Below are 24,995 nucleotides of genomic sequence, written 5' to 3'. Positions count from 1 at the left end.
TAGTTGGGAGCAATTGGCCCCAGCAAAGCGGTGTGCAAGGAACGGGAGCGCGGGAAATGCCGTGGCATTTTCAAGCTTCCGTGACGCCGCACAGGGGCCAATTGACCCAATCCGAAGGACGGCAAGATGACTTCGATCTCGAACAAAACCGCGTTTGCTAAGGCATCCAGCCTTCGCTGCACGCAGTTTCGTCCGATATCTTCGTCATCTTGCCGCCACGCCCGTGCCAGTAATGGGTCCTGGCCCTAAACCAGTCCGGCGTGCTCCAGCGCCTCGTCCACGGCCTTGCGCGCGGCGTCGCTTGCCGGGCACAGCGGCAGGCGGACTTCGTCTGTGAAGCCCTCCATGACGCGGGTCAGCGCGTACTTCACCGGTGCGGGGCTCGCGTCGGAGAACATGGCGTAGTGCAGCGGGAACAGCCGGTCGTTGAGCTCGCGCGCCTTGACGAGGTCGTTGGCGGCGATCGCCTCGTGGAATTCGGCGCACAGGGCCGGAGCGACGTTGGCGGTCACCGAAATGCACCCCGCCCCGCCCGCCGCGCTGTGCGGCAGCCATAGCTCGTCGTTGCCGGACAGCTGGCAGAAGTCGTGGTCCAGGCCCATCCGGTGATCGGCCACGCGCGACAGGTCGCCGCTCGCATCCTTGATCGCCACGATCCGATCGGGATACTTTGAGACGAGCTCCACCACTGTCTCGTCCTCCAGGTCGGTAACCGTGCGCGCGGGCACGTTATAGAGCACGATCGGCAGGTCGGAATTTTCCGCCAGGTGGCTGAAATGCGCGATCAGCCCGGTCTGGCTCGGCCGGTTGTAATAGGGCGCGACGCACAGGCCCGCGGCCGCGCCCGCCTTCTTCGCAAACTGCATATGCAGCAACGCGTTGCGGGTATCGTTGCTGCCGCAGCCGGCGATCACCGGGACGCGCCCTGCGGCCTGTTCGATGCAGACCTCGATCACCCGGTGGTGCTCGGCATTCGACAAGGTCGAGGCCTCACCCGTCGTGCCGCAGGGGACGAGCCCCTTGCTGCCGCTTTCGATCTGCCAGTCGACGAGGCGGCGGAAGGCGGCTTCGTCGAACGCTCCGCCGCGAAAAGGAGTCGTCAGGGCGGGTATCGAGCCGGAGAACATTTACGCTGATCCTGCGTTGAGAGTATCGAATGGCAGTCGCCGCCGGCGACCGTTCAGCGCGTGATAAGGAGCCGCCCCCCATAATGTCCAGCATGAGCCGTAAACCCCTGCTGAATCTCGCCCTCCTCTCCATCGCCGCCGCCGGCGTTCCCGTCGCGGCACAAGCGCAGGAGGCCCGCTGGGACGAACAGCGGCGCGAGCTGCTGACGTCCCGCCCCACCGCATGGGCGGGCGTGGTGAGCAACTGGGAAGCGCTGCAGGAAAGCGGCAATTATTCTTTTGCGCAGTATTCCGGCTTCCTGCTGAACAATCCCGGCTTCCCGCGCGAGGACCGCCTGCGCGAATTCGCCGAGGTGCGACTGGCCGTCGAGCCGGTCGATGCCCCGCAGCTGATCCGCTTCTTCGACCGCTTCCCGCCGCTCACCAACGCTGGCGCGGCATCCTATGCCATCGCGCTGATGGTGAACGGCGATCCGCGCGCCGACGAGTGGGCCCGCAAGGCCTGGCGCGGCGGCACCATGAGCGACAGTGCGGAGCTGATGCTGCTCGGCCGTTATGCCGGCGCCTTTACGCCCGAAGACCACGACGCGCGCATGAACGCACTGATGTGGGCGAGCGAGTTCGAGGCCGCACGGCGCCAGCTGACCCGCGTCTCCCCCTCCGCTCAGGCCGTGTTCGCCTCGCGCCTCGCACACCGCACCGACGGCACGCCGAGCGCTCGCGACCTCAGCGATCCGGGCTATGTCTATGACCGCGTGCGGGGCCTGCGCGCCGATGGCCGCGTGGCGGAAGCCGTGCGCATCCTGGCCGACCGCCCTGCCCTCGCCGAACCTGTGCTGAATCGCGAGCTGTGGGTGACCCAGCTGCTGCGTGTCGCCCGCGCCGCCGACACGCGCGACAGCGTGCGCATCGCCAGCAAGATCGACGATGCCTTCCCGCCCGGCACCGACATCAGCCAGGGCAGCTATCGCCTGCGCGACGATTACACCTCGCTGATGTGGCTCGGCGGGACGAACGCGCTGTGGAATCTCTATGACGGCGCCGCCGCGGCCCCGCTGTTCTATCGCTACGGCGCGGCCGCGCAGACCCCGCAGACTCGTTCCAAGGGCTTCTACTGGGCCGGCGAAGCGGCTGCGCAGGCGGGCCAGCAGGCCGAGGCCGTCCGCTATTACGAGATGGCGGCGAAATATCGCGGCCAGTTTTACGGGCTTCTGGCGCTGGAAGCGCTGGGCCGCGATCACAAGGACCTGTGGTCCCAGCCCGTCGGCCGCGTCACTCCCACGCCCGAACAGCGCGCCGAATTCTTCAGCAAGCCGCTGACCGCCGCCGTGCAGGAGGCCGCGCGCGGCCGCGACTGGCGCACCGCACGCTATTTCTTCACCCACATCGCCGACCAGGCGCAGAGCCCGGAAGAACTGGCGCTGGTGGCGGAATACGCAAAGCAACTGGGTCGCCGCGACTTTGCGGTGGTGATCGGGGAGGCCGCAGCGCAGAAGGGCTTCGATGCCGTGCAGCTGGAAGGCTATCCGGTGGTCGAAACCCACCCGACCGGCAACTGGACGATGATCCACGCGATCAGCCGGCAGGAAAGCGAATTCGACACCACCCGCACCAGCCACGCCGGCGCCAGCGGCCTGATGCAGCTGATGCCCGCCACCGCGCGCGAGCAGGCGGGCAAGATGGGCATGTCCTACATGTCCGCCAGCATCAAGGGCGACCCGGCCTACAACATCATGCTGGGCGACGGGTACTTCAAGCGCATGCTGGAATACTACGGCGGGGCCTACCCGCTCGCCATCGCGGCCTACAACGCCGGTCCGGGCAACGTGAACAAGTGGCTGCGCGCCAACGGCGACCCTCGCCGCGGGACCATCACCTACCAGCGCTGGATCGAGGAAATCCCGATCTACGAGACGAAGAACTACGTCCAGCGCGTGATCGAGAACGCCGTAGTCTACGAAGCCCTCAACCCCGACCGCGCCGGCTACGGCGGCCCCAAGCCCGCGAGCTGGTACTTCCGGAACTGATTGGGGCGACGGGGCGATGAAGCCCGACGGCAATCCCGTTACCGCTGCCGGCTATGCCGCGATGAAGGCGCGCTACGACCATCTGCTCGGCACCGAACGACCGGAGATTGTGGAGATCGTCAGCTGGGCGGCGGGCAATGGCGACCGCAGCGAGAACGGCGATTACCTCTACGGCCGCAAGCGCATGCGCGAGATCGACCGGGAAGCGGCGCACCTTGCCCGCCGGATGAAAGCCGCGCGGGTGATCGATCCGTCCGAAACGCCGGACCAGAGCCGCGTATTCTTCGGCGCAGTCGTCACCATCGCGGACGAGGACGATGCGAGGAAGACCGTGACGCTGGTCGGTGACGACGAGCAGGACGCGGCGCATGGGCGGATCGGCTGGTCCAGCCCGATGGCGCGTGCCCTGCGCGGCGCATCGGTCGGCGACCTGCGCACCGTGCGGCTGCCGGCGGGCGAAAAGGAATGGGAAATCCTGGCGATCGCCTATCCGGGACAGGAACACGCATAAAAAAGGGCCCCCGGCGTATCGCCAGGGGCCCGTGAGGTGTTTGGTCCGACGTTACTCGGCAGCGTCGGTATCCTCCGCCGTGTCTTCCCCGTCAACCTCGTCGTTGCTGAAGTCGAAGGTCGGCAGGATGGAGCCTTGCGGCGCCTTAAAGGGCTCGGTCAGGCCGACGGACCCTTCGGTCACGACCCCGTCGGATGCCCCGGCCGCCAGCGCGCCGAGCGACGCGCCGTTGAGGCCCAGTTCCTTGAGCAACCCGTCGAGCATCGGCGCCTGCGCGCGGTAGGCGAGCGCGGCCGAGACCGCATCGTTGGCGAGGTTGCCCGTACCGGCCCCGCCAACGCCGCCGCCATTTCCGCCCGCGCCGCCGCGCTGGGTCAGCCCGTCGACCTGCACAATCTTGATGCTGTCGATGGCTTCCATCGGCTTGGCGCTTTCGCGGATGACTTCCGGCAGCACCTTCAGCAGTGCCATCTTCATCTGCAGCGAGATCTGGTCGCTGGAGAGGATGTTCGCCGCTTCGTTGACCGCCTGCTGGCCGGCCGCTTCCACTTCGAACCGCACACGGTCGGCTTCGGCGCGTAGCTTGACCGCTTCGGCCTCACCCTCTGCCTCGCGGCGGATGGCTTCGGCGCGGTTGCCGGCGGCATCGCGTTCCGCTTCGGCATCGACCTTGACCTTGATGGCCTCGCGCTCGGCCTGCTTGGCCGCCTCGATCAGTTCGATCTTCTTCTGGCGTTCGGCGATTTCGCTTTCGCGGCTGGTCGCGACCTGTTCCTCGGCAGCGACGGCCTTCGCACGCGCCTCGTCGGCTTCCGCCTTGGCCTGGCTTTCCTCGCGGCTCTTGTTCTGGACCGCGATCTGCTGTTCCTGCCGGGCAATTTCGAGGGCGCGCTGCTGGTCGATGCGGGCTTCCTCGACGAGGCGGTCGGCCTCGATCTGCTGCGCGTCGACCTGCTTCTTGGCCTCGATCCGCGCGGCATCGGCCTCGCGGCTGCGCTCGGCCTGTTCGCGGGCGATTTCGGAAGATTGCTTGGCGCGGCGAACCTCCACCTCTCGCTCCTGCTCGAGCCGAGCGTATTCGGTATCGCGGCTGATTTCGAAGCTGCGCTGGTCGGCTTCGAGGTTCTTGCCTTCCATCTGCACGCGCGTGTCCTGCTCGATGTCGTTGCGCAGTTTCTTGCGCGCCTCGATCTGCTCGGTCAGCTTGGTGAGACCTTCGGCGTCGAAGGCGTTGTTGGCGTTGAAGTGCTCGATGCTGGTCTGGTCGAGACCGGTCAGCGAGACCGATTCCAGCTCCAGGCCGTTCATGGCGAGGTCGTTGGACGACACCTGCTGCACCTTTTGCACGAAGTCGGCACGCTGCTCGTGCAGCTCGTTCATGCTCATGCCGGCAGCCACGCTGCGCAGCGCGTCGACGAACTTGCCTTCGACCAGGTCCTTCAGCGCTTCGGGCTGCATGGTGCGCATGCCGAGCGTCTGTGCGGCCATGGCGATGGCTTCGGCGTCGGGCTTCACGCGGACGTAGAATTCCGCCTTCACGTCGATCCGCAGCCGGTCGAGGGTGATCAGCGCTTCCCCGTCGCGGCGGACCACGCTGAGCACCAGCGTGTTCATGTTCACCGGCATCGTCTCGTGCAACACCGGCAGAACGATTGCGCCGCCGTTCATGACGACCTTCTCGCCGCCCACACCGGTCCGCACAAAGGCGATCTCCTTGCTGGCGCGACGATACATTTTGAGGATCGTGGCGAATATACCGATCACCGCGACGATGATCGCTACCCCCATTATCATTCCGCTTTCGAACAGACTTTCCATGTTTTCTCCTGTCTTGTCATTATTGCCGGCCTTCGCCGGGAATGGTTATTCGGTGGGCGAAAGCGCCCGGTTGGCGAGCGGGATGCCGAAGAACCGCTGTCCTTCGCGCCGCACCAGCAGCACCTCGTCCCCTTCCAGCATCTCGCTGGCATCCTCGTGTGGCTCCACCATGACATGGTGCGCCTGACCGTGGTGATCGTAGACCTTGGTGCGCGCCGGGCTGTCCTTCGCCGCGCGGCCGGTGGTCACCATGCCGCGCCGCCCGACGAGGGCATCGAGGCCCACGGCGGTCGTCTCGTCCTGCGGCATCAGCCTGCCGAGGGGGCGGACCAGCAGCGCTGTGGCGGGAATGCTGCCGCCGGCGGCGAAGACTGCCGCCAGCCAGCGATAGAGCGGCGATCCGGTCAGGTCCGTCGCCAGCGCCTGGATGCCGAGCCCGACGCCAGAGAACAGCAGCAGGAACACGATCAGCCACACGAACAGCGGCACCTTGCCGAGCCCGAGCAGCGAGGTCAGCGCCCCGCCGAAGCCCACCGCGGTCGGGTCGGCGACGTCAGCATCGAAGTCGATATCGGCATCAATATCGCCGCCAAGCCCGATGACCTGCAACAGGACGAGCAAAAACATCAGCCCCATCGCAATTGCGAAGGGCAGGTTATAGTCTGCAAGCAGGCTCATTTCTCTCCACGCTCCGCGAACGATGCCCGCGTGCGCCCTCTCTATTTACCGGGCTTTGTCGGAAGCCCCCTCCGGTCCAATTCTTGTACCCGAAATAGGCCCGTTTCGCCAGTAAAACCGGACGTCCGGCATCCGATTTTGACCTGCACCGCAAGGCGGTTACAAGGGCGCATGGCCCTTCGCCCCACGCTTGCCCTCACGGCCGCATTGCTTGCCGTCGCCGCCCCGGCAGCGGCGAAGGACAGCCTCGGCATTTTCGGCGATTGGGGCGCGTTCCGCGATCCCGCGACGCCGCGCTGCTATGCCATCGCCAAGGCCCGGCCGAGCAGCGCGGCCCGCCAGCACACGCCCTTTGCCAGCGTCGGCACGTGGCCGCAGCGCCGGGTCCGCGGGCAAGTCAATTTCCAACTGTCCCGCACCGTGCGGGAAGGCAGCGCGATCACACTGTCGATCGGCGGTCGACGTTTCCCGCTCGTCGGCGGCGGGAACCAGGCCTGGGCGGCCAACCGCGCGGGCGATGCGGCCATCGTTGCCGCCATGCGCAGCGCTGGGCAGATGACCGTCGGCGCGACCGACGCGGGCGGGAGGCGTTTCTCCACGACCTACAGCCTGGATGGCGCGGCGACGGCGATGGATGCCGCCAGCGTGGCCTGCGCACGCCTCTGACGCGCACGAAAAAGGCCGGAGGATCGCTCCCCCGGCCCCATTCTGTCGGTAATCGGTTCGCTTAGAAGCGGAAGCCGACACCTGCCATCACCTGGTGACGGTCGAGGTCGACATTGTAGCTCGGGCTATCGGGAATGTCGGCCGAACCGAAGTCGTAGTTCGCTTCCGAGTAGTTCGAATAGCGGTACTCGAGCTTCACGAAGCTGTTGGTGCCGATGGCGTATTCCGCACCGGCACCGATCCGGTAACCATCAGCATCGATGTTGCCGTCGAGTTCGTTCGAACCGTCGCTGGCGAGCACGTTGTAACGGGCGTTGGTGTAACCGCCCTTGACGTAGAGCAGCGTATCCGGGGTCACCAGCGCACCGATGCGGGCACCGATATACAGGTCGCGGCCGCTATCGACTTCGCCGATGCTGAACAGTTCCGGGTCGGCAGCCGACTGGTCGAACTTCGCGGTGGAGTCGCTGTACTCGGCTTCCACACCGATCACGGCACCGCCGGTGGCGAAGTCGTAACCGACGCCCACGCCGTAGGCGACGCCTTCGATCGACTCGTCGTCGCTGTTGTTCGGCGCGTCGTTGTCGATTTCGTCGCCGGCACGGGTCTGGTCGTAGCCGGCCAGCACTTCGACGCGCGGGCCGGTGAAGGCAGCGTTGTCCTGCGCGAAAGCAGGGGTGGCGATCGCCATCGCCGAACCGGCGACCAGCAGTGCAGAGAGGGTCTTTTTCATTATGTACTCCATTCATCAGCAGCTTTCGTGCTGCGTGTGACTGTACAATTCTTTCTTGGCGGCGCAGTTTCCTGAACGCTGCACAACAAGAAGATTGTTGCACGAATGTCACGGCCCATTTGGCGCGGGCCAATAAAAACAATGACTTGAACGATTATTCAGGATCGGGTTCCCGGATTTTCGACGAACGCCAAGGCCCCTCCGGCAGGTAAACTACATTCGTCCGTGAAAAATCCTGCCGCGGGGCCTATATGGGCCGCTCCCATGGCCGACACGAACCTCATGACCATTCCCGGCGCCGTCGATCCGGTGCCCGTTTCGCGCGACATCACCCCGCGCGCCGACGGGCGCATCGATCTGTTGGGCCTGCCGCGCAGGCGGATCGCCGAAATCTTCGCCGAGGCGGGGCTCGACCCGAAGCAGGCGAAGCTGCGGTCCAAGCAGGTCTATCACTGGCTCTATCACCGCGGCGTGACCGATTTCGACGCCATGACGGACATCGGCAAGACCATGCGCCCGTGGCTGGCGGAACGCTTCGTCGTCGGCCGGCCCAACGTGGTCGAGGCGCAGCATTCCACCGACGGCACGCGCAAGTGGCTGCTGCGGACCGACGACGGCCACGATTTCGAGATGGTCTTCATCCCCGATGCCGATCGCGGCACGCTGTGCGTGTCGAGCCAGGTGGGATGCACGCTCAACTGCCGCTTCTGCCACACCGGCACGATGAAGCTGGTGCGCAACCTGACCCCGGGCGAGATCGTGGGGCAGGTCATGCTGGCACGCGACGCGCTGGGCGAATGGCCGAAAGGTCGGATGGACGTGTCCGAGGATGCGGACGAGGCGGAATACACCGCTGACGGTCGGTTGCTGACGAATATCGTCATGATGGGCATGGGCGAGCCGCTCTACAATTTCGACAACGTTCGCGACGCGCTGCGCATCGTGATGGACGGCGAAGGCCTCGCCCTGTCGAAGCGCCGCATCACCCTGTCGACCAGCGGCGTGGTCCCGATGATCGAGAAATGCGGCGACGAGATCGGCGTGAACCTCGCCGTTTCGCTCCACGCGGTGACCAAGGACATCCGCGACGAGATCGTGCCGCTCAACAAGAAATACGGCATTCCGGAACTCCTGTCCGCCTGCGCCGCCTATCCCAAGGCGTCGAACGCGCGGCGCATCACGTTCGAATACGTGATGCTGAAGGACAAGAACGACAGCGACGATGATGCGCGCGAACTCGTGCGGCTGATCCGCGAATACGACCTGCCGGCGAAAGTGAACCTGATCCCGTTCAACCCGTGGCCGGGCAGCGCCTACGAATGCTCGACGCCCGAGCGGATCAAGGCGTTCAGCAACATCGTGTTCGAAGCTGGCATCAGCGCCCCGGTGCGCACCCCCCGCGGGCGCGATATCGACGCCGCCTGCGGCCAGCTGAAGACGGCGGCGGAGAAGAAGAGCCGCGCGGAGCGGGATCGCGAAGCGGCTGCGGCTGCGGACGAACAGGCACTCGCGGCCGAATGAGCGATCCGGCCACTCTCGCGTTTTACGAGCGGGAGGCGCCGAAATACACCGCCAGCACGGCCGAGATGCACGTCCGGCAACTCGACCCCCTCCTCGACCGGCTGTCCGATGGTGCGCGCATCCTCGAACTCGGCTGCGGAGTCGGGCGCGATGCGGCGCGCATGGCCGAGCGCGGTTTCGCTCTCGATGCGACGGACGGCGCGGCGGCGATGGTACGCAAGGCGCGCGAACGTTTCGGCATAAAGGCGCGGCAGATGCGCTTCGACGAGCTCGATGCCCAAGCGGCCTACGATGCGGTCTGGGCCCATGCCAGCCTGCTGCACCTGCCGCGCGCGAACCTGCCAGATGCGCTCCGCCGGATATTCCGTGCGCTGAAGGCGGGCGGCTGGCATTTCGCCAATTTCAAGCTCGGCGATGCGGGTCATCCGGACGAAGGGCGCGACCTGTTCGGCCGGTGGACCAGCCTCCCCTCGCCCGAATGGCTTGTCGGGCAGTATGGGCACGCGGGATTCTACGTGGTCGAGACCGAGCGCTATCCCGGCAAGGGCTGCGACGGAACGCAGCGCGACTGGCTGGCGCTGACGGTGCGCAAGCCGTGAAGGTCGCTATCGATGCCATCTGTGCGGGCGGGATTGCCCCCATGCCGCGCGGCAAGCCCAGCGGCATCGCCAAGCAGCCCCAGGAAGGCAGCATCGCAATCGGCCCGCGCGGTATCGCCGCAGACGAGCAGGCGGATCGCCGCCATCACGGATATCCGGCAATGGCGCTGCACCAGTTCCCGCGAGCCCATTACGACTGGCTGCGCGCGCGCTTCGGCTCCCTCCCCCGGCTCGCCGGCCCCGGCAGCATGGGCGAAAACCTGTCCGCCGGCAGCATTGACGAGGCGCAGGTGCATATCGGCGACCGCTTCCGCCTCGGCAGTGCGCTGATCGAGCTGACCCAGCCGCGCCAGCCCTGCGCCACGATCGAACGGCATCTCGGCACGAAGGGCATCGTCGCCGCAATGGTCGAAGTGGGCATCAGCGGCTGGTTCTACCGCGTGCTGGAAGCCGGGTCCGCATCGGCAGGCGGTAATCTCGAACGGATCGAGACCGGCAGCGCCCAATGGCCCGTGCGCCGCGCCTTCCTCGCCGTGTACGGCAAGAACAAGGGATCGCGGGCGGAACTGGAGGAATTGCGCAGCCTGCCGCGCGTGTCGGACCGCTTGGTGCGCGACATCGACAAGCGGCTGGGCCTAGGAGCGAGCTGACGGGAACCCGATCCAACCCCTTTCCTACAATCCGCCATTGTGGTGAAAGGGGGCCATGACCCGGCGCAATCCCAGCTTCGACCTGACTTTTCGCGCCCCGAATGCCTTGGCGCATTTCTGCCCTGGACCGTGTTCCATGTGTTCCATCCCGTTGGAAACGGCTTGCGCATGACGCGCCCGGCGGTCCTCGTCACGGGCGGTGCCAGGCGGATCGGTGCGGCCATCGCGCGAGCCTTTGGCGAGGCGGGATGGCATGTCATCATCCACTATCGCACGTCCGAATGCGCCGCGCAGGAACTGGCCGACAGCCTGCCCGAGGCAAGCACGGTGCAGGCGGACCTGCTGGCAGAAGGCGCGGCTGCCGCATTGTCGCAGCAACTGGCCGGGCAGCACGCGGACTGGCGCTGCCTCGTCAACTCGGCCTCGGTGTTCGAGTATGACGACGCGGCCTCGCTCGATCCCGCACTGGCCGCACGGGCCATGCGGATCAACGCCGTCGCACCCGCCCGGCTTGCGCAGGCCTTCCTCGCCCACAGCCGCGCCGATGCGCGAACCGTGATCCAGGTGACCGACCAGAAGCTCGCCAACCCCAACCCCGACTTCTTCAGCTACTCTATGAGCAAGCACGCGCTCGCCGCCACGATCCCGATGCTGGCCAAAGCGGCCGAAAGCCCTGCCGACCGCATCTATGGCCTTGCACCCGGAGCTATCCTCGCCAGCCACGACCAGGACGAGGCCGAGACCGAACGCTCTCACCGGCTCAACCTCTTGGCCCGCCGGACCGAGGCAAGCGAGGTTGCCAACGCGGCGCTGTTCCTCGCCTCCGGTACGCTGGCCAGCGGCCAGACGCTGTTCGTGGATTCCGGCCAGCACTTGCTCGACCAGCCGCGCGATGTCATCTTCCTCGCCCGAGAGGGGGCCGGGACATGAAACGCCATTCTGCAGCGACCCGTATCTGGCACTGGATCAACCTTGCCTGCGTGGTGATCCTGTTCATGAGCGGGCTGAACATCGCGAACGCGCACAACCGGCTGTACTGGGGCAGTTCGGGCTTCGAGGAAGGCACCGAATGGCTGGCCTATGCCGACTTCCCGGATTGGGCCCTGATACCCGGTAACTATAACCTCGCCGCCGCGCGCGACTGGCACTTGCTGATGGCCTGGCCCTTCGCTTTCGGCCTGCTCGCCTTCCTCGTCTGGTCGCTGGTCAATCGCCATGCGCAGCGCGACCTCACCACCCGGCCGCGCGAATGGCGATGGTCCAACATCCGCGACGACATCGTCCAGCACCTGAAGCTCAACTTCGAGCACGGCAATGCCAAGTACAACTTCCTGCAGAAAGTGACTTACGGCGTGGTGGTGTTCGTCATCCTGCCACTGCTGATCGTAACCGGCCTGATGATGAGCCCGGCGATGTCCGCCAGCCTCGAAGTGTTCCTCCACCTTCTCGGCGGGCGGCAGAGCGCGCGGTCGATCCATTTCATCTGCGCCTTTGCGTTGCTCGGCTTCTTCGTCCTGCACGTGGCGCTGGTCATCCTCGCCGGCCCCATCGGGCAGATCCGCGACATGATAACGGGCGGCAGACTGGAGGCGGAACGATGAAGCGCCGCTCCGCCATCGCCGTGCTCGCCGCCGGTTTCCTCGCCGGGTGCAAGAAGGTGCAGGAAAGCGCGCCGATGAAGCGCCTGTTCGCCGCCAACGACGGTTTCCACGAAGGGCTGCACAATGTGCTCGGCCGCCGCACGGCGCTGGCGCGCGAGTATCCCGCCAGCATGATCGACCGCAACTTCCGTGGCAACGGCTCGCGCACGGTCGATACGCCCGAATACCGCGCACAGCTTGCCGCCGGCTTCCCCGACTGGAAGCTGGAGGTCGGCGGACTGGTCGACACCCCGCTGTCGCTCACGCTCGACAATATCCGCCGCCTGCCCCAGCGCACCCAGATCACGCGGCACGATTGCGTCGAAGGCTGGAGCGCGATCGGCGAATGGCAGGGGCCGCAGCTGTCGATGCTGCTGGAAGCGGCCGGCCTGAAGCCCGAAGCGCGCTTCATCGTCTTCCGCTGCGCCGATACGCTGAGCGGGCGGCGATACTACGAGAGCATCGACATGGTGGATGCAATGCATCCGCAGACCATCGTCGCACACCGGCTGAACGGCGAGGACCTGCCGGAGAAGAACGGCGCGCCGCTGCGCATGCGGATCGAGCGGCAGCTGGGCTACAAGCACGCGAAGTACCTCACCGGGATTGAAGCGGTCGCCTCGCTCGACGATATCGAGGGCGGCAAGGGCGGATACTGGGAGGACCGCTCCGGCTACCAGTGGTACGCGGGCATTTGACGTGCCTGCGCGGGACAGGGCCGAGCGCGCCGTTGCACCCTTTGCCCGGGCGCAGCACACCACCTACATGAGCGAAACGTCCGACCCTGCCAAAGTGCAACGTTACGACGATCTCGGCGCGCTGCTGGGCTGGTCGGCACAGGATTACGGACCGAACCTGGTGGTGCGCTTGCAGAACACAAAGCAGGTCACCGGCGGCCAGCCCGAAGTGGTCGAAACGCGCCTGCTGCTCAGCAAGGAACAGGCCGTGCTGTTGGGCAACATGCTATTCGAGATGTCGGGCCGCCTGCCGCCGCCGCAGCGCAAGGTACCGCTGACCGACCGGATCGTGTCCCGGATTGCGGGCAAGAAGCGCTAGCGATCAGTGCTCGGTCAGGCCGCGCCGTGCGAACCAGTCGGCCAGCCTCGCCTGCGCAGGCGAATCGAGATGGAGGCCGAGCTTGCTCCGCCGCCAAAGCACGTCCTCGGCGGTGTGGGCAAATTCGTGTTCGACCAGGTAGGCGACCTCGTCTTCGTAGAGATCGCCACCGAAGTGCTCGCCCATCTCCTGCGGCCGCGCTGCATCGCCGATCACGGCATCGATGCGGGTGCCGTACGCGCGGGCCAGGCGCAGGAGGTGCTCGGGCGCAAAGGCGGGATAGCGGTCGCGGACTTGTGCAAGGAAAGCATCGAAGTCCCCCTTCACCATGTCCCCGCCCGGCAGCGGCTCCATCGCCGTCCATTCTTCGCCCGGTATCGCCATGACACCGGACAATCGCTCCAGCGCATGCTCCGCCAGCTTGCGGTAGGTCGTGATCTTGCCGCCGAAGATCGACAGGATCGGCGCGCCGCCTTCGCTATCGAGTTCGAACACGTAATCGCGCGTGACGGTTGAATTGCTGGCCGATTTGTCTTCGTACAGCGGCCGAACGCCGGAATAGCTCGACACCGCCTGGTCCGGGCTAACCGGCGCGGCGAGATACTCGTTTGCCGCAGCGCAGATGTAATCGGCCTCCTCGGGCGAAATTTCGACCACTTGCGGATCACCGTCGAAGCCGAGGTCGGTCGTGCCGACCAGTGTGAAATCACGCTCGTAGGGAATGGCAAACACGATCCGCTCGTCGCGGTTCTGGAAGATGTAGCAGTGATCGCCTTCGAACAGGCGCGGGAAGATGAGGTGGCTGCCCTTCACCATCCGCAGGTTCGCATGGCGCTCTTCCGGAATGGCCCGGCCGAGCACTTTGTCGACCCACGGCCCGGCAGCATTCACGACTGCTTTCGCCAACACCGTTGTCTCGGCATCGGCGCAACGCAAGGTTGCCGCCCAGCCGCTTTCGCCCCGCTCCAGCGCGGTGCATTCGGTCCGCGTTCGCACGTCCGCACCCTTCGCTGCCGCGTCCACGGCGTTGAGCGATACGAGGCGCGAATCCTCGACCCAGCAATCGGAATATTCGAAGCCGCTTGTCAGCCTGTCCTGCAGTATCCGCCCGTGCGGCGGCTGCGTCAGGTTGATGGTGCGCGTCGGCGGCAGGCGTTTGCGCCCGCCGAGATGATCGTAGAGGAACAGGCCGAGGCGCAGCATCCACTTCGGCCTGAGGCCCCTGTCATGCGGCAGTACGAAGCGCAGCGGCCAGATGACGTGCGGCGCAAGACCCCACAGGCGCTCGCGTTCGATCAGGCTTTCGCGCACCAGGCGGAATTCGTAGTGTTCGAGATAGCGCAGCCCGCCGTGAACGAGCTTGGTGCTGGCCGACGAAGTATGGCCGGCAAGGTCGTCCTTCTCCACCAGCAACACGCGCATGCCGCGCCCTGCCGCATCGCGGGCGATCCCGGCCCCGTTTATGCCGCCACCGATAACCAGCAGGTCGAATTGCTCGCTCACGTCGCAGCCTCCAAGTGGAAGATCAGGCAGGTGTCGGGATAGGTCAGCGGCAGTCGCAGGCCAAGCTCGGCAAGCGCGGCGCCGGAGAATTGCGCGCCCTTGCCCAAAAGGTCGGCTTCCGTGACGATGGAAGGGGCGGTCAGCGAAACGTCGCGCTGCGGCCAGACCTGGCGGAGGCGGTATCGCCGGGCGGGGTGGAGACCGGCAATCCGAAGTCGCGGCGGATGGCTCTCACGGAGCGCCTCGACCTGCGCGCAGGACACGATGGCCTCTCCGCGTTCGGCAGCAACGATGGCGATGGCATTGTATGCGGCGTGCGCATCCAGCCGCCGGTAATCGCCGCCGTGGATCAAGGCGCGATGCTGTTTGTACAGCGCAGTCGCCGCGGAAAGTATGGCGAGGTCCCCTTCCGTCTCGAGCGACAGGTCCGCCTCGATGCCCATGTGTCCCATGATCGCCGTGGCGGCACGCAATTCCATCGGCAGGACGCGGCCGGTGATATGGCACTTTGCCGGGCCGACATGGCTGCCAGTTACAGACAGGGGGAGGAAATGGTTCGCCCCGCGCTGTATCGCCTGCCGGTCGCGCGCATCGTTATTATCCGAAGTCCAGATCCGGTCCGTGCGCCGCAGGATGCCGTAATCGGCCCGCGCCCCGCCCGAAGAGCAGCTCTCAATCTCCAACTCCGGATGCGCGGCACGCAAGCGGTCGATCAATTGGTAAAGAGCGCGCGTCTGGCCATGCATGGCCGCGCGACCAGCGGAGACCGGATGATGCGTGTCGCGGTTCATGTCCCACTTGATGTAGGCGACGCCAAGCTCGCGCACGATCGCGTCGAGGCGGGCGAAGAGATATTCGCCCAATTCGGGTTTCGTCAGGTCGAGCGTGAGCTGGTTGCGCGAAGCGATGGGCTCTGCGCCGCCGGTTTCGAATACCCAGTCGGGATGTGCGCGGAAGAGGTCGCTGTCGGGATTGACCATTTCCGGTTCGAACCAGATGCCGAATTTCATGCCGAGGCTGCGGACATGGTTTGCCACCCGGGCCAGCCCATCGGGATAAACGTTTGCCGACACCGTCCAGTCGCCGAGGCCTGCAGCATCGCTGCGCCGTCCGCCGAACCAGCCATCGTCGAGCACGAAGCGCTCCGCGCCTACCGAAGCGGCACGCTCAGCAAGATCCAGCAGCTTCGCTTCGGAATGATCGAAATAGACCGCTTCCCAAGTGTTGTAAGTCACCTTGCGCGGCCGTGCCTCGGTGCGCCGATCGAGGATCGATTCGAGCACGAAGCGATGCAGGCGCCGTGTGACATCGGATGCGCCCTCGTCCGACCATACGGCGTGAAGATCCGGCGTGCGATAGACCTCTCCGGAAGCGAGAACGATCTCGCCCGGCAACAGCAATTCCCCCGATTGCACGCTGGCCGAGCCGTCCGCCAGCCGGTCCACACGCAGGCGACTGTTCCCGCTCCAGCCAAGGTGCACCGCCGCGCACAGCCCGCGTTCTTCGGTCGCTCCCGGCTCCAGCAGGTACAGACCCGGATAGCAGTCGTGGCTGGTCCGGCCCGCCCGATTCTCTCTCAGGTAGCTGCCGGTGAAACTGGCGACGTGCTCCATCGCAAACTCGCCCGCCCAGCGTCCGGTGAAGCCGAGGATGTCGGTCAACCGGTCGTCGAGCGGCAGGCAAAGCGCGGCGCACCATTCGACTGCGAGCGCGCCCGCGTCGAGATTGCTCACTTCGCTCCACGCGGTCAGGACGCCGCTCGCGCTGTCGATGGCGAAGCCGTGCCGCACCTCGACCCCGGCGGCTTTATCACGCGTCACGAGCGTGGCCGATCCACTGTCCGCCTCCAACGAGACGACCCGCAAGTCGATAGCCCAATCGCGGCCCTGCCGGTGCGCGAGCAAGCCTGGCCCGCCCGCAAGGCCCACCCCGCTTTCGTTGAGCAGTGTCGGCTCGATCGGTCGCGCAGGTCCGCCATGGACATGCTGGCGTGTTTGCAGCAGCGCGATGTCATGCGCCTCAAGCCCGTCGATATCGACGCCGCAATACAGGATGCGCGGCCGCCGGCCTTTGGCACATGAAAGGGCCAGCGCCGTGGCGCCGCCGCGCAGCCACACGATCCTGTCCCCATCCTCGCTGCCGAAACCGTCCATCGCCGAACTTCCTAGACTTACCCCTGGGCGGATTGCCAGCAGCATATTCCCTCGCTCTCCTATCCGCGCTAGCGCGGCAGGGGGACAGGGAGAGAATGCAGTGACAGAGCCGATCCAGCTGGCGGTATTCCTCGCCATCGCGGCGCTCATCGCGGCGCTGACATGGTGGCATTGCCGCGGCGCGCGGTCTGGCACGCAGGACGAGCGGGGCTATTTCCTCGCGAACGGCGGGCTCGCCTGGTATTTCGTCGCCGGGTCCATCACTCTCACCAACCTGTCCACCGACCAGCTGGTCAGCATGAACGGCAACCAGATGCTGCTGGTCGCATGGTGGGAATTTGCCGCCGTCGTCGGCCTGTTCATCCTGACCTTTGTGTTCCTGCCGGTCTATTACCGCAACAACTGCACCACCACGACCGAGCTGCTGCAGAAGAAGTTCGGCTGCAAGCATATCCGCGCGCTGATCTCGCTGCTGTTCCTGGCCGGCAACATCTTCATCTTCCTGCCCGCCATCCTCTACGGCGGATCGCGTTTTTTCCTGTCGATGATCGGCGCGGACGGGGGTATCGACAACTTGCTGCTGTGCTCCGTGGTCCTCGCCGCAGTGGCAGGCGCCTACGCCGTGTTCGGCGGACTGCGCGCCATTGCCGTGTCGGACACCTATTCGGGCGTGCTGGTCCTCGGCCTCTCGCTGCTGCTGGTCTACCTGGCGCTGCGCGCAGTCGGCTTCGACCTGTCCGGCATCCCGGCGGAGCGGGTCACGCTGATCGGGGACAGCGACAGCGACATTCCGTGGCACACGCTGCTCACCGGCATGATCTTCATCCAGACCTTCTACTGGTCCACCAACCAGACGATTACGCAGCGGGCCATGGCCTCTCCTTCGCTGAAAGAAGCGCAGAAGGGCGTGATGGCCGCCGCTGCCATTCGCCTGCTCATCGTGCCGGCCATCGTGGTGATCCCCGGGATCGTCGCCTTCAAGCTGTTCGGCGATGTCCCGTCCGACGGGGCTTATGGCATGATCGTGGCGCAAGTGATGCCGTCATGGCTTTCGGGGGCCTTTGCCGCCGCGATCTTCGCCGCCATCCTCACCAGTTTCAACTCGATCCTGAATGCGTCCGCCGCGCTGTATGTGTGCGACTTGCACGAAGCCTATGTCGGCGAGGTAAAGCGGGTCGGGCGCATCGGAGCGATCGTGTCCATTGTCATGAGCGTTCTGGCGCTGGCCCTGGTCCCCTTCTTCGCCACGCAGGAAAGCCTCATCAATACCGTGCAGCAACTCTATGGCCTGCTGTCGATGCCGATCCTCTCGGCCTTCGTCGTCGGGCTCGTTCTCCGCAACGTGGCGGCGGGTGCGGCCATCGTCGGCGTGATCGCGGGCGTCGCCTTCTATGCGTGGTTCAATTTCTACTGGCAGCCGTTCCATTACATTCACGGCATGGCGATCACGCTGTTCCTGTCGGTCGGCACCGCGCTCATCGTGAACAGGCTGATTTTCGGGCGCAGCGCGCAATTCGCTTTCGGGGAAGGACGTACCGCTGCGGCTTAGCCTTCGGGCGGATAAAGGCGGTTCATCGTCGCCCAGTCCTCGGCGATGATCTCCTCTAGTACGTCTAGGTCGATATCGGCCAGCTTGTTTACGTACACGCAGCTCGCGCCAGTCGTGTGCTTGCCCAGCTGCGCCAGCTGAACATCGTGCCGCTCGCCCGTCGCATCGTCGCAATATCCGCCCATGAAATAGAACGAATGTTTCGCTTTTCGCGGACTGAACCCGGTGCGCAGCCAATGCACCTCGCGCCCGCTATCGTAAGTGGTCCGATAGTCGCCGTAGCCGATGATCGACGGCCCCCACATCACCGGATCCTGTCCTGTGACCTTTCGAAACAGCGCATCCAGCGTCTTCGCCTCCTCGCGCTTACGCTCGTGATCGATCGCCTCGATGAAAGTTTCCGGCGAGGCATCGGTGGGCTGTGTTTTCGCATCGGACATCGGCGATGCGTAGCACGATGTCGCGGCCGACCGAAACGCTTGCCAGCACGCCTGTGCTTTGCGACTGTCGCCGGATGATGTCGCGCCTTCTCGCCCTGCTCGCTGCCACACTCGGATTGATCCTCTCCGCAATACCCGCCGCTGCCGAAGTGACGGTGACCTTCCACAGCTTCAACGGCAGCCTTTTCGGTCGTTATCCGCACACTTTCGTCAGCTTCGAAGGCACGCTGGATTCGACCGGCACCCAAGTCAGCGAGAATTTCGGTTTCACCGCGAAGAGCGTGACACCGGCCGTCCTCACCAGCTGGGTCCGCCACGAGGTCCATAGCGAGGGGGCGGAATATATCGCCGCCAGCAACGCCCACTTTTCCGTGACCGTCGACGATGCCACCTACCTGGCGATGAAGGCGGAGGTCTTCACGTGGGAGGACATGCCGGGCAAGTTCTACCAGCTCGACAGCAACAACTGCGTGCATTTTGTCGCCGCGATCGCGCGCATTGCCGGGCTGGAGGCGGACGTGCCGCGCGAATACGTGCGGCGCCCCAAGAGCTGGCTCAACTACATCGCCGCAAAGAACCCCGAACTGGGGGCCGCCGCGGTCGACTGAGCCGGCGGTTTCACCCGAAACATTTGCGCCCGTCCCGCCGCGCTGATACCCGCGCGCCGACTTCATGGAGCGCAATGCAATGTCCGATACCGCCAGCCTCGCCATCAAGCGCGTCGTCCTCGCCTATTCTGGGGGGCTCGACACCTCCGTCATCGCGAAATGGCTTGAAGTGGAACGCGGGCTGGAAGTGGTCACGTTCACCGCCGATCTCGGCCAGGGCGAGGAAGTAGAGCCCGCCCGGCAGAAGGCGCGCGCCATGGGTATCCCCGACAGGCACATCTTCATCGAAGATTTGCGCGAGGAGTTCGTGCGCGATTTCGTCTTCCCGATGATGCGGGCCAACGCCCGCTACGAAGGCGATTACCTGCTCGGCACCAGCATCGCCCGCCCCCTGATTTCCAAGCGCCTTGTCGAAATCGCGCGCGAGACCGAGGCCGATGCCATCGCCCACGGCGCCACGGGCAAAGGCAACGACCAGGTCCGTTTTGAATTGTCTGCCTATGCGCTCGACCCGGACATCAAGGTCATCGCCCCGTGGCGCGAATGGGACCTTACCAGCCGCACCGCTCTCATCGCCTGGGCGGAAAAGCACCAGATCGCGGTGCCGAAGGACAAGCGCGGCGAGAGCCCCTTCTCGACCGATGCGAACCTCTTGCACACCTCCTCGGAGGGCAAGGTGCTGGAGGATCCGTGGGAGGAAACGCCGGACTACGTCTACTCGCGCACGGTCAACCCGGAAGACGCGCCGGACGAGCCGGAATACATCACTATCGATTTCGAGAAGGGCGACGGGGTTGCCCTGAACGGCAGGGCGATGAACCCCGCCACCTTGCTCGAGGCGCTCAACGAGCTTGGCCGCAAGCACGGCATCGGCCGGCTCGACCTCGTCGAGAACCGCTTTGTCGGCATGAAATCGCGCGGCATGTATGAAACGCCGGGCGGCGAAATCTATGCCCGGGCGCATCGCGGTATCGAGCAGATCACGCTCGACCGGGGGGCCGCGCACCTGAAGGACGAGCTGATGCCGCGCTACGCGGAACTCATCTATAACGGCCTGTGGTTCAGCCCCGAGCGCGAGATGCTGCAGGCCGCCATCGACCTGTCGCAGCAGCGGGTGAACGGCACGGTCCGGCTGAAGCTGTACAAGGGCAACGCCGATGTGGTCGGCCGCAAGAGCGCGGATACGCTCTACTCCGAAGCGCACGTGACGTTCGAGGATGACGCCGGTGCCTATGACCAGCGGGATGCAGCCGGGTTCATCAACCTCAACGCACTCCGTCTGAAGCTGCTCGCCAAGCGGGATTCGCGATAATTTCCCAAAGTCGCTGACCGGGGCAAGATCGTTTCACCTTAACCTTCGCAAGCGCACAATGGTTATCCACAGTTGTCCACTGCTGAATCCGTGGAAAGTGGATAAGTCGGTCTTGCAATGCTTGAGCGAATCGCATTTCCGGCGCAGTTTCAACTTGTCGAAAGGGCGAGAACCTCTTCGAAATGGACGGTCTAACGATCTGAAGTGACGAGAGATTTGTTGAAGACTTTCGACACGATGCGGGAGCTCGCAGCGGACCTTCGGGAATGCAGCGGAACCGCATCGGAAGGCCGGACTTTCCGGCTTGCGCGGTCCACGGAACGAAGCTGCTTCGGCAGCGGAGGACCCGGACCGGATGGTGAGGGGGAATGGCGGCTTCGGCCGCAGCAAGCCTCGCCGGAATACGCGGACCCACGGGGAATGCTTCGGCAGGAACCACGGGAAAGCCGGCGCAAGACGGGCCAGGAGGACGGTCTCGGAACCGCCGGGCGGACCGGGGAAGGTAGCGCGAACTCGCTTCGCAAAGCCGGAACCACCGCCTGACGGAACCGGATGCCGGCGCGAGCGCCAGCGACAATGCCGCATATCCCCCCGGGATTGCAGCAAGACGCCGGTAGCCAAGCCATCGGTCTTCGGACCAATGCCACGCGACGGCGAGAGTGGGGTCGGCAGCAATGCCGGCCCCATTTTCTTTGCGCCTTAACCCGCCATCCCGACCCTCCGGAAGCGGCAATCCGGACCGATTCTGCGCCCGAAAGCGGCCGTCGTTGCCGCGAAATCGCCATATTTGCTCGTCCTGCCGCAGCCCCCTCACCGCTCGTCGACTCCGCGCATTCCGCATTTGCGCGGCTCCTGTATGAGCGCCGAAACCTGACGGAGGGGCACAACATGTTGCGCACCACACTACGCATGACCGCACTATCTGCCGCAGCCTTCGCGCTGGTGGCTCCGCTCACCCAGGCCGAGGTCGCGCTGGCCGAGGAGCCTGCTGCGCCTGCCGCGCTGGTCGACACTGCTGCCACCGCCAGCTTCGACGCCGCATTCGCCACCGTCCCCGCCCCTGCCGCGGAACCGGTCGCCATCCCCGAGCATGCCGTCGACCTCGAGACCATCGAGCCCCCGATCGAGGCTGCCCCTGCCGCGACCGCCATCGCCGGCGGCCGCGCCAGCTACTACGGCCGGCGCTTCCACGGCCGCCGCACGGCCAGCGGCGAGGCGTTCAACATGAACGCCATGACCGCCGCGCACCGCACCCTGCCCTTCGGCACCCGCGTGCGCGTGACCAATACGCGGACCGGCGCCAGCGTGATCGTGCGCATCAACGACCGCGGGCCCTTCCACGGCAACCGCGTGATCGACGTCAGCCGCGCCGCCGCAGGCGAGCTCGGCCTGATCCGCTCAGGCACCGGCACCGTCAGCCTCGAGGTCCTCGACTAGCGTTTCCGAGGGCGGGGTTTCCTCCACCTCCACCAGCGTCCCGTCCTCCTCGCGGTAGTACAGCGCGAAGTCCGCGCCCACGCGCCACCAGTCCGTGAACCCGTCCTCGTACGCCTGGAGCTGGCAGGCCTCCACCTCGGCATAGCCGCCCTCCCCCGCCAGCGCGGCGAGCTCCTCCATTGTCGGCGCCCCCTCCGGCCGCGCCTCGTCCATCTCGCCATACATGCGCGAGACGGCGGGGAAGTGCGGGCACTCCCGGCACTCGGCGAAGTCCGGCCGCTCGCAGCACGGCGATCCCGGCCCGCCCGCGTTCACCACCGGCTTCGGCCCCGCCCCCGTCATGCGGTAATGCGGCCGCCCGTTGTCCACGCCGGCGCGCGCCGCGGGGCAGGTGCACGGCGGCGCCACATCGTCCGCCGTGACCTGTTGGACCGGTGTAGGAGCCGCGCCCGCGCCAACCCTTCCCGATGGAACGGGTGGAACACCCTTCTGAGGGGAAACCGGCCGCAACAGCTGCGCCACCCGCGCCGGCGGCAGCGCATCCTCCGCCTCCCCGCCGCGCGCAAGCGCCGCAATCGCATCGTCGAGCAGGTCGAGCGCGCCTGTGACCTCGGGCCGCTCCTCCAGCCGGTCGAGCCGCGCCAGGTGGGCGAGCAGCAGGCGGCTGTCGAACCGCCGCCGCCGCGCCACCTCCTCGCCGTGATAGAACACCGCTTCCTCCACCCCTTTGATGGCGCGGTCCGCCAGCGTGGCCTCCGCATGGGCCCGCGCGGCGAGCAGCGCCGCATCCCACAACCGCGCGAGCACGGGGGAAGCCCGGCGCGCGCGATAGGCCGTCTGCGCAGAGATCCGCGCGACCCGGCACGCCACTCGGACATTGCCGAACAGCTGCAACGACTGGAGGAATTCCCCCTTCGCCCGCGGAGTAAAGACGGTGTGGCGCGATGGTTCGGTGTGAGCCCCCTCGCGAATCCCCGCGCAGGCTGGGACCTCAGTCGGCAAACAAGAGTCTTCGACATCACAACCCTCCACCCCGGAGGAGCCCCCACAAGGCTTGCTCGCATCGCCCTCCACCGGATCGGCGACCGGATCGGCGACTTGATCACTGGCCTCGCCAGCGGTGAGCCCGGCAAAGTCGGGATGATCGATGATGTGCGGCGTTACGTTGGTACGGGGAAAATCCATGGTTCGCTCCTGAGGGAGTGGGAGGGAACCGGACTATCTAGGCGGATGGGGGCGTGTAGGAAAATGGCGAAGCGCACCTAACCCCTTGTTGGACTAGCGCAACTCGAAAGCAACGCGCCCCGAATAATCGGGTCGACGCATTTTTGCCGGTATGCCGAGGACAGATTGGTTAACTCAATCCTTTGCTAGCACTTTAAACAACCCTTGCTGCCAGTCTTGAAGAGTCTTAGCTCACGTCGTTGTGTGTTTCATCTCCATTCCAAGCATCAGATAGCGCTTCGATATGCTCATTGAAGCAATCCGTAGGTGAAATCGCTTTACCTTCATATTCGTAGAAGTGATCAAATTCTTGGAGGGTCAAATCGAGGTACTTACAGGCACGAAACACAAAGTCTACAATCGGCCAAGCTTCGTGAATCACACCGATCGAGTGTTGTTTGTGCATAGGGTTTGTACAGGTTTTGGCGTTCCACTTGCCGACGTGGTTCCACATGTTGTGAACCGCAGCGCTAAATGGAGTATATGAAAATTTGTACAGATCTTCATCGCCGGTTTCGACACACATTTGGCGTATCGATTTACCGGTCCAAGACCCTAAATTCACCTCCACAAACATCTGGAACTGTTGACCCTCAATCCAAGCTAAGTTTGCTTCTGCAATTCTCCTAACGCTCTCGTCTTCACCGCCTTCTTCCAGTGCTGATTGATAATGTGCGGTCAGGAGCTTCTCGCTGCCAAGTCCGTAATTCACGTATTCCGCTGCTCGTGATTGGGGTTCGAGCGCAATCCACCGGTAGGTGATCAGAAGATCAATCATCGACCTCAAGATTAAAGGTGCAATATGCCCGCTCCAAGTGAAGGGGCTTTCGGCTAATCCTAATGAAAGGGAAGTTTGCCTTGCTAACAGTGCAGAAAACACGGAGTTGGTTGTTGTTTCAAACCCGTCGCCAAAACGAAAATTGTCTGTCCGTTCAAACAGGTTGTCTGTTGCATTCTGACATATTGATCTTGCAAACGTTGCTACGGCTTCACTGGAAGAGGTCATAAAACGCAACCGCTAATTTGATAATTTGTGCGCCAAAAACACTTACACCAATCCAGGCTTTGATCTGTCATATCCATTGGAAAAAAAGCCAATGACATTGCGCGAATACTGCACGAAGCCATCTCCGCCTCATCAGTGCCCCAGTCGTTCACAATAGCCTCGATGTTTGGCAAAGTTTCGTGAGCGAACTTCATTTTATCTGACAGCCCCATCGCGTAAATTACGACCGATAAAATGGTCAAATAGGGCTGCTCAAAACGGTTTGAGTAATTTTGAACGGTTTGCTCAACTCGTACTTGAGCCTCTTCCAGAGTCTCGACGCCGCTAGCCCATTTCACATCGGGCCACGGATACACTTGTGAAAAGATGTAGAATGGCAGCTCAACTTCACGCAGAACTTCGTCGTCTATCGCCTCCGCGACCATGCTGGAATTGTTGCAAATCTCAGAAAATCGGTACCAGTTGATCTTTTTGTCGATTTCCCAAAGTGATTGCATGAACTTTGCGGCGATGTTTATCCCATCTCGTGTGCCGTAGTGATCTAGAAGAATGCCAATCCAAATGATCTCGGGGACAATGGTATCGATCGTACTCACGAAATTCGTTTGTGGGATGCCCACTATCGGGGGGATCAGTTTCTTTTTTGTTCTCTTATGACCGTCGAGAATCTTGTATTTTGGCAGAGAACGATCTCGCGCATTATCCGTAGTCATTCCGCAGCCTCTCGCGTCCGAGCC

The 24,995-nt window shown here is 64.5% G+C and carries 24 protein-coding genes; 14 read left to right on the top strand and 10 right to left on the bottom strand.

The genetic code is table 11. The features are described from left to right. Positions 1-245: 245 nt before the first annotated feature. Complete coding sequence (gene dapA, locus VCJ71_RS01080; RefSeq protein WP_324638479.1) at positions 246-1,127, bottom strand: 4-hydroxy-tetrahydrodipicolinate synthase; 882 nt, start codon at positions 1,125-1,127, stop codon at positions 246-248. An 83-nt stretch (positions 1,128-1,210) separates the two neighbouring features. Here dapA and VCJ71_RS01075 point away from each other — a divergent pair, with 83 nt between their 5' ends. Then, positions 1,211-3,154 carry a lytic transglycosylase domain-containing protein gene (locus tag VCJ71_RS01075; RefSeq protein ID WP_324638478.1) on the top strand — a complete coding sequence of 648 codons (1,944 nt, stop codon included), beginning with the start codon at positions 1,211-1,213 and terminating at the stop codon, positions 3,152-3,154. 16 nt (positions 3,155-3,170) lie between these two features. Further along, complete coding sequence (gene greB / locus VCJ71_RS01070) at positions 3,171-3,665, top strand: transcription elongation factor GreB (protein WP_324638477.1); 495 nt, start codon at positions 3,171-3,173, stop codon at positions 3,663-3,665. A gap of 51 nt (positions 3,666-3,716) precedes the next feature. On the opposite strand, the gene VCJ71_RS01065 is transcribed toward greB, so the two are convergent. Together VCJ71_RS01065 and VCJ71_RS01060 are read right to left on the bottom strand one after the other, a co-directional pair. Next, on the bottom strand, positions 3,717-5,453 hold the full coding sequence (locus tag VCJ71_RS01065; protein WP_416379152.1) for a flotillin family protein: 1,737 nt from the start codon (positions 5,451-5,453) through the stop codon (positions 3,717-3,719). Positions 5,454-5,528: 75 nt separating this feature from the next. Beyond that, entirely contained in the window at positions 5,529-6,161 is a 633-nt protein-coding gene (locus VCJ71_RS01060) for a YqiJ family protein (RefSeq protein ID WP_324638475.1), read from the bottom strand. A 171-nt stretch (positions 6,162-6,332) separates the two neighbouring features. On the opposite strand from VCJ71_RS01060, the gene VCJ71_RS01055 reads away from it, so the two are divergent. Further along, positions 6,333-6,827, top strand: a complete 495-nt coding sequence (locus tag VCJ71_RS01055; protein ID WP_324638473.1) for an invasion associated locus B family protein — start codon at positions 6,333-6,335, stop codon at positions 6,825-6,827. 61 nt (positions 6,828-6,888) lie between these two features. On the opposite strand, the gene VCJ71_RS01050 is transcribed toward VCJ71_RS01055, so the two are convergent. Next, complete coding sequence (locus tag VCJ71_RS01050) at positions 6,889-7,560, bottom strand: outer membrane protein (protein ID WP_324638472.1); 672 nt, start codon at positions 7,558-7,560, stop codon at positions 6,889-6,891. A gap of 264 nt (positions 7,561-7,824) precedes the next feature. Here VCJ71_RS01050 and rlmN point away from each other — a divergent pair, with 264 nt between their 5' ends. The 7 genes from rlmN (at position 7,825) to VCJ71_RS01015 (ending at position 13,026) form a co-directional block, all read left to right on the top strand. After that, a complete protein-coding gene (gene rlmN / locus VCJ71_RS01045; protein ID WP_324638471.1) occupies positions 7,825-9,081 on the top strand; it encodes a dual-specificity RNA methyltransferase RlmN in 1,257 nt (418 codons plus the stop codon). Beyond that, positions 9,078-9,680 carry a class I SAM-dependent methyltransferase gene (locus VCJ71_RS01040; protein ID WP_324638470.1) on the top strand — a complete coding sequence of 201 codons (603 nt, stop codon included), beginning with the start codon at positions 9,078-9,080 and terminating at the stop codon, positions 9,678-9,680. The genes rlmN and VCJ71_RS01040 overlap by 4 nt, the downstream gene beginning before the upstream one ends. Then, on the top strand, positions 9,677-10,330 hold the full coding sequence (locus tag VCJ71_RS01035; protein ID WP_324638469.1) for an MOSC domain-containing protein: 654 nt from the start codon (positions 9,677-9,679) through the stop codon (positions 10,328-10,330). Before VCJ71_RS01040 ends, VCJ71_RS01035 begins: the two co-directional genes overlap by 4 nt. A gap of 168 nt (positions 10,331-10,498) precedes the next feature. Then, positions 10,499-11,260 (top strand): SDR family oxidoreductase, encoded by a 762-nt coding sequence (locus VCJ71_RS01030; protein ID WP_324638468.1) that lies wholly within the window; start codon positions 10,499-10,501, stop codon positions 11,258-11,260. Then, a complete protein-coding gene (locus VCJ71_RS01025; protein ID WP_324638467.1) occupies positions 11,257-11,931 on the top strand; it encodes a cytochrome b/b6 domain-containing protein in 675 nt (224 codons plus the stop codon). Before VCJ71_RS01030 ends, VCJ71_RS01025 begins: the two co-directional genes overlap by 4 nt. Further along, complete coding sequence (locus VCJ71_RS01020) at positions 11,928-12,668, top strand: molybdopterin-dependent oxidoreductase (protein WP_324638466.1); 741 nt, start codon at positions 11,928-11,930, stop codon at positions 12,666-12,668. Before VCJ71_RS01025 ends, VCJ71_RS01020 begins: the two co-directional genes overlap by 4 nt. A gap of 67 nt (positions 12,669-12,735) precedes the next feature. Further along, the gene (locus tag VCJ71_RS01015) at positions 12,736-13,026 is read left to right on the top strand and encodes a hypothetical protein (protein ID WP_324638465.1); all 291 of its coding nucleotides are present in this window, start codon (positions 12,736-12,738) and stop codon (positions 13,024-13,026) included. Between the two features lie 3 nt (positions 13,027-13,029). On the opposite strand, the gene glpD is transcribed toward VCJ71_RS01015, so the two are convergent. Both glpD and VCJ71_RS01005 read right to left on the bottom strand, forming a co-directional pair. Continuing rightward, positions 13,030-14,529 (bottom strand): glycerol-3-phosphate dehydrogenase, encoded by a 1,500-nt coding sequence (glpD, locus tag VCJ71_RS01010; RefSeq protein ID WP_324638464.1) that lies wholly within the window; start codon positions 14,527-14,529, stop codon positions 13,030-13,032. Next, positions 14,526-16,682 (bottom strand): alpha-galactosidase, encoded by a 2,157-nt coding sequence (locus VCJ71_RS01005; RefSeq protein WP_324638463.1) that lies wholly within the window; start codon positions 16,680-16,682, stop codon positions 14,526-14,528. The genes glpD and VCJ71_RS01005 overlap by 4 nt, the downstream gene beginning before the upstream one ends. A 100-nt stretch (positions 16,683-16,782) precedes the next feature. On the opposite strand from VCJ71_RS01005, the gene VCJ71_RS01000 reads away from it, so the two are divergent. Continuing rightward, positions 16,783-18,231 (top strand): sodium:solute symporter family transporter, encoded by a 1,449-nt coding sequence (locus VCJ71_RS01000; protein ID WP_324638462.1) that lies wholly within the window; start codon positions 16,783-16,785, stop codon positions 18,229-18,231. Here VCJ71_RS01000 and VCJ71_RS00995 read toward each other — a convergent pair. Further along, a complete protein-coding gene (locus VCJ71_RS00995; protein ID WP_324638461.1) occupies positions 18,228-18,671 on the bottom strand; it encodes a DUF1801 domain-containing protein in 444 nt (147 codons plus the stop codon). The two genes, VCJ71_RS01000 and VCJ71_RS00995, sit on opposite strands and share 4 nt — an antisense overlap. Before the next feature lie 74 nt (positions 18,672-18,745). On the opposite strand from VCJ71_RS00995, the gene VCJ71_RS00990 reads away from it, so the two are divergent. From VCJ71_RS00990 to VCJ71_RS00980, 3 genes are all read left to right on the top strand, one after another. Then, the gene (locus tag VCJ71_RS00990) at positions 18,746-19,279 is read left to right on the top strand and encodes a hypothetical protein (RefSeq protein ID WP_324638460.1); all 534 of its coding nucleotides are present in this window, start codon (positions 18,746-18,748) and stop codon (positions 19,277-19,279) included. Positions 19,280-19,358: 79 nt separating this feature from the next. Next, complete coding sequence (locus VCJ71_RS00985) at positions 19,359-20,591, top strand: argininosuccinate synthase (protein ID WP_324638459.1); 1,233 nt, start codon at positions 19,359-19,361, stop codon at positions 20,589-20,591. 909 nt (positions 20,592-21,500) lie between these two features. Further along, positions 21,501-22,028: a septal ring lytic transglycosylase RlpA family protein gene (locus tag VCJ71_RS00980; RefSeq protein WP_324638458.1), complete on the top strand. Its 528-nt coding sequence runs from the start codon at positions 21,501-21,503 to the stop codon at positions 22,026-22,028. On the opposite strand, the gene VCJ71_RS00975 is transcribed toward VCJ71_RS00980, so the two are convergent. From VCJ71_RS00975 to VCJ71_RS00965, 3 genes are all read right to left on the bottom strand, one after another. Then, complete coding sequence (locus tag VCJ71_RS00975; protein WP_324638456.1) at positions 21,990-22,835, bottom strand: hypothetical protein; 846 nt, start codon at positions 22,833-22,835, stop codon at positions 21,990-21,992. The two genes, VCJ71_RS00980 and VCJ71_RS00975, sit on opposite strands and share 39 nt — an antisense overlap. 604 nt (positions 22,836-23,439) lie before the next feature. After that, on the bottom strand, positions 23,440-24,258 hold the full coding sequence (locus tag VCJ71_RS00970; protein WP_324638455.1) for a DUF5677 domain-containing protein: 819 nt from the start codon (positions 24,256-24,258) through the stop codon (positions 23,440-23,442). After that, complete coding sequence (locus tag VCJ71_RS00965) at positions 24,255-24,971, bottom strand: hypothetical protein (protein WP_324638454.1); 717 nt, start codon at positions 24,969-24,971, stop codon at positions 24,255-24,257. The genes VCJ71_RS00970 and VCJ71_RS00965 overlap by 4 nt, the downstream gene beginning before the upstream one ends. Positions 24,972-24,995: the final 24 nt, after the last annotated feature.

Source organism: Pseudoblastomonas aquimaris (assembly GCF_035481675.1).
Taxonomy (GTDB): domain Bacteria; phylum Pseudomonadota; class Alphaproteobacteria; order Sphingomonadales; family Sphingomonadaceae; genus Alteriqipengyuania_B.
Note: the sequence above shows the minus strand (reverse complement) of the source record. Positions and strands in the feature narration are given on the sequence as shown.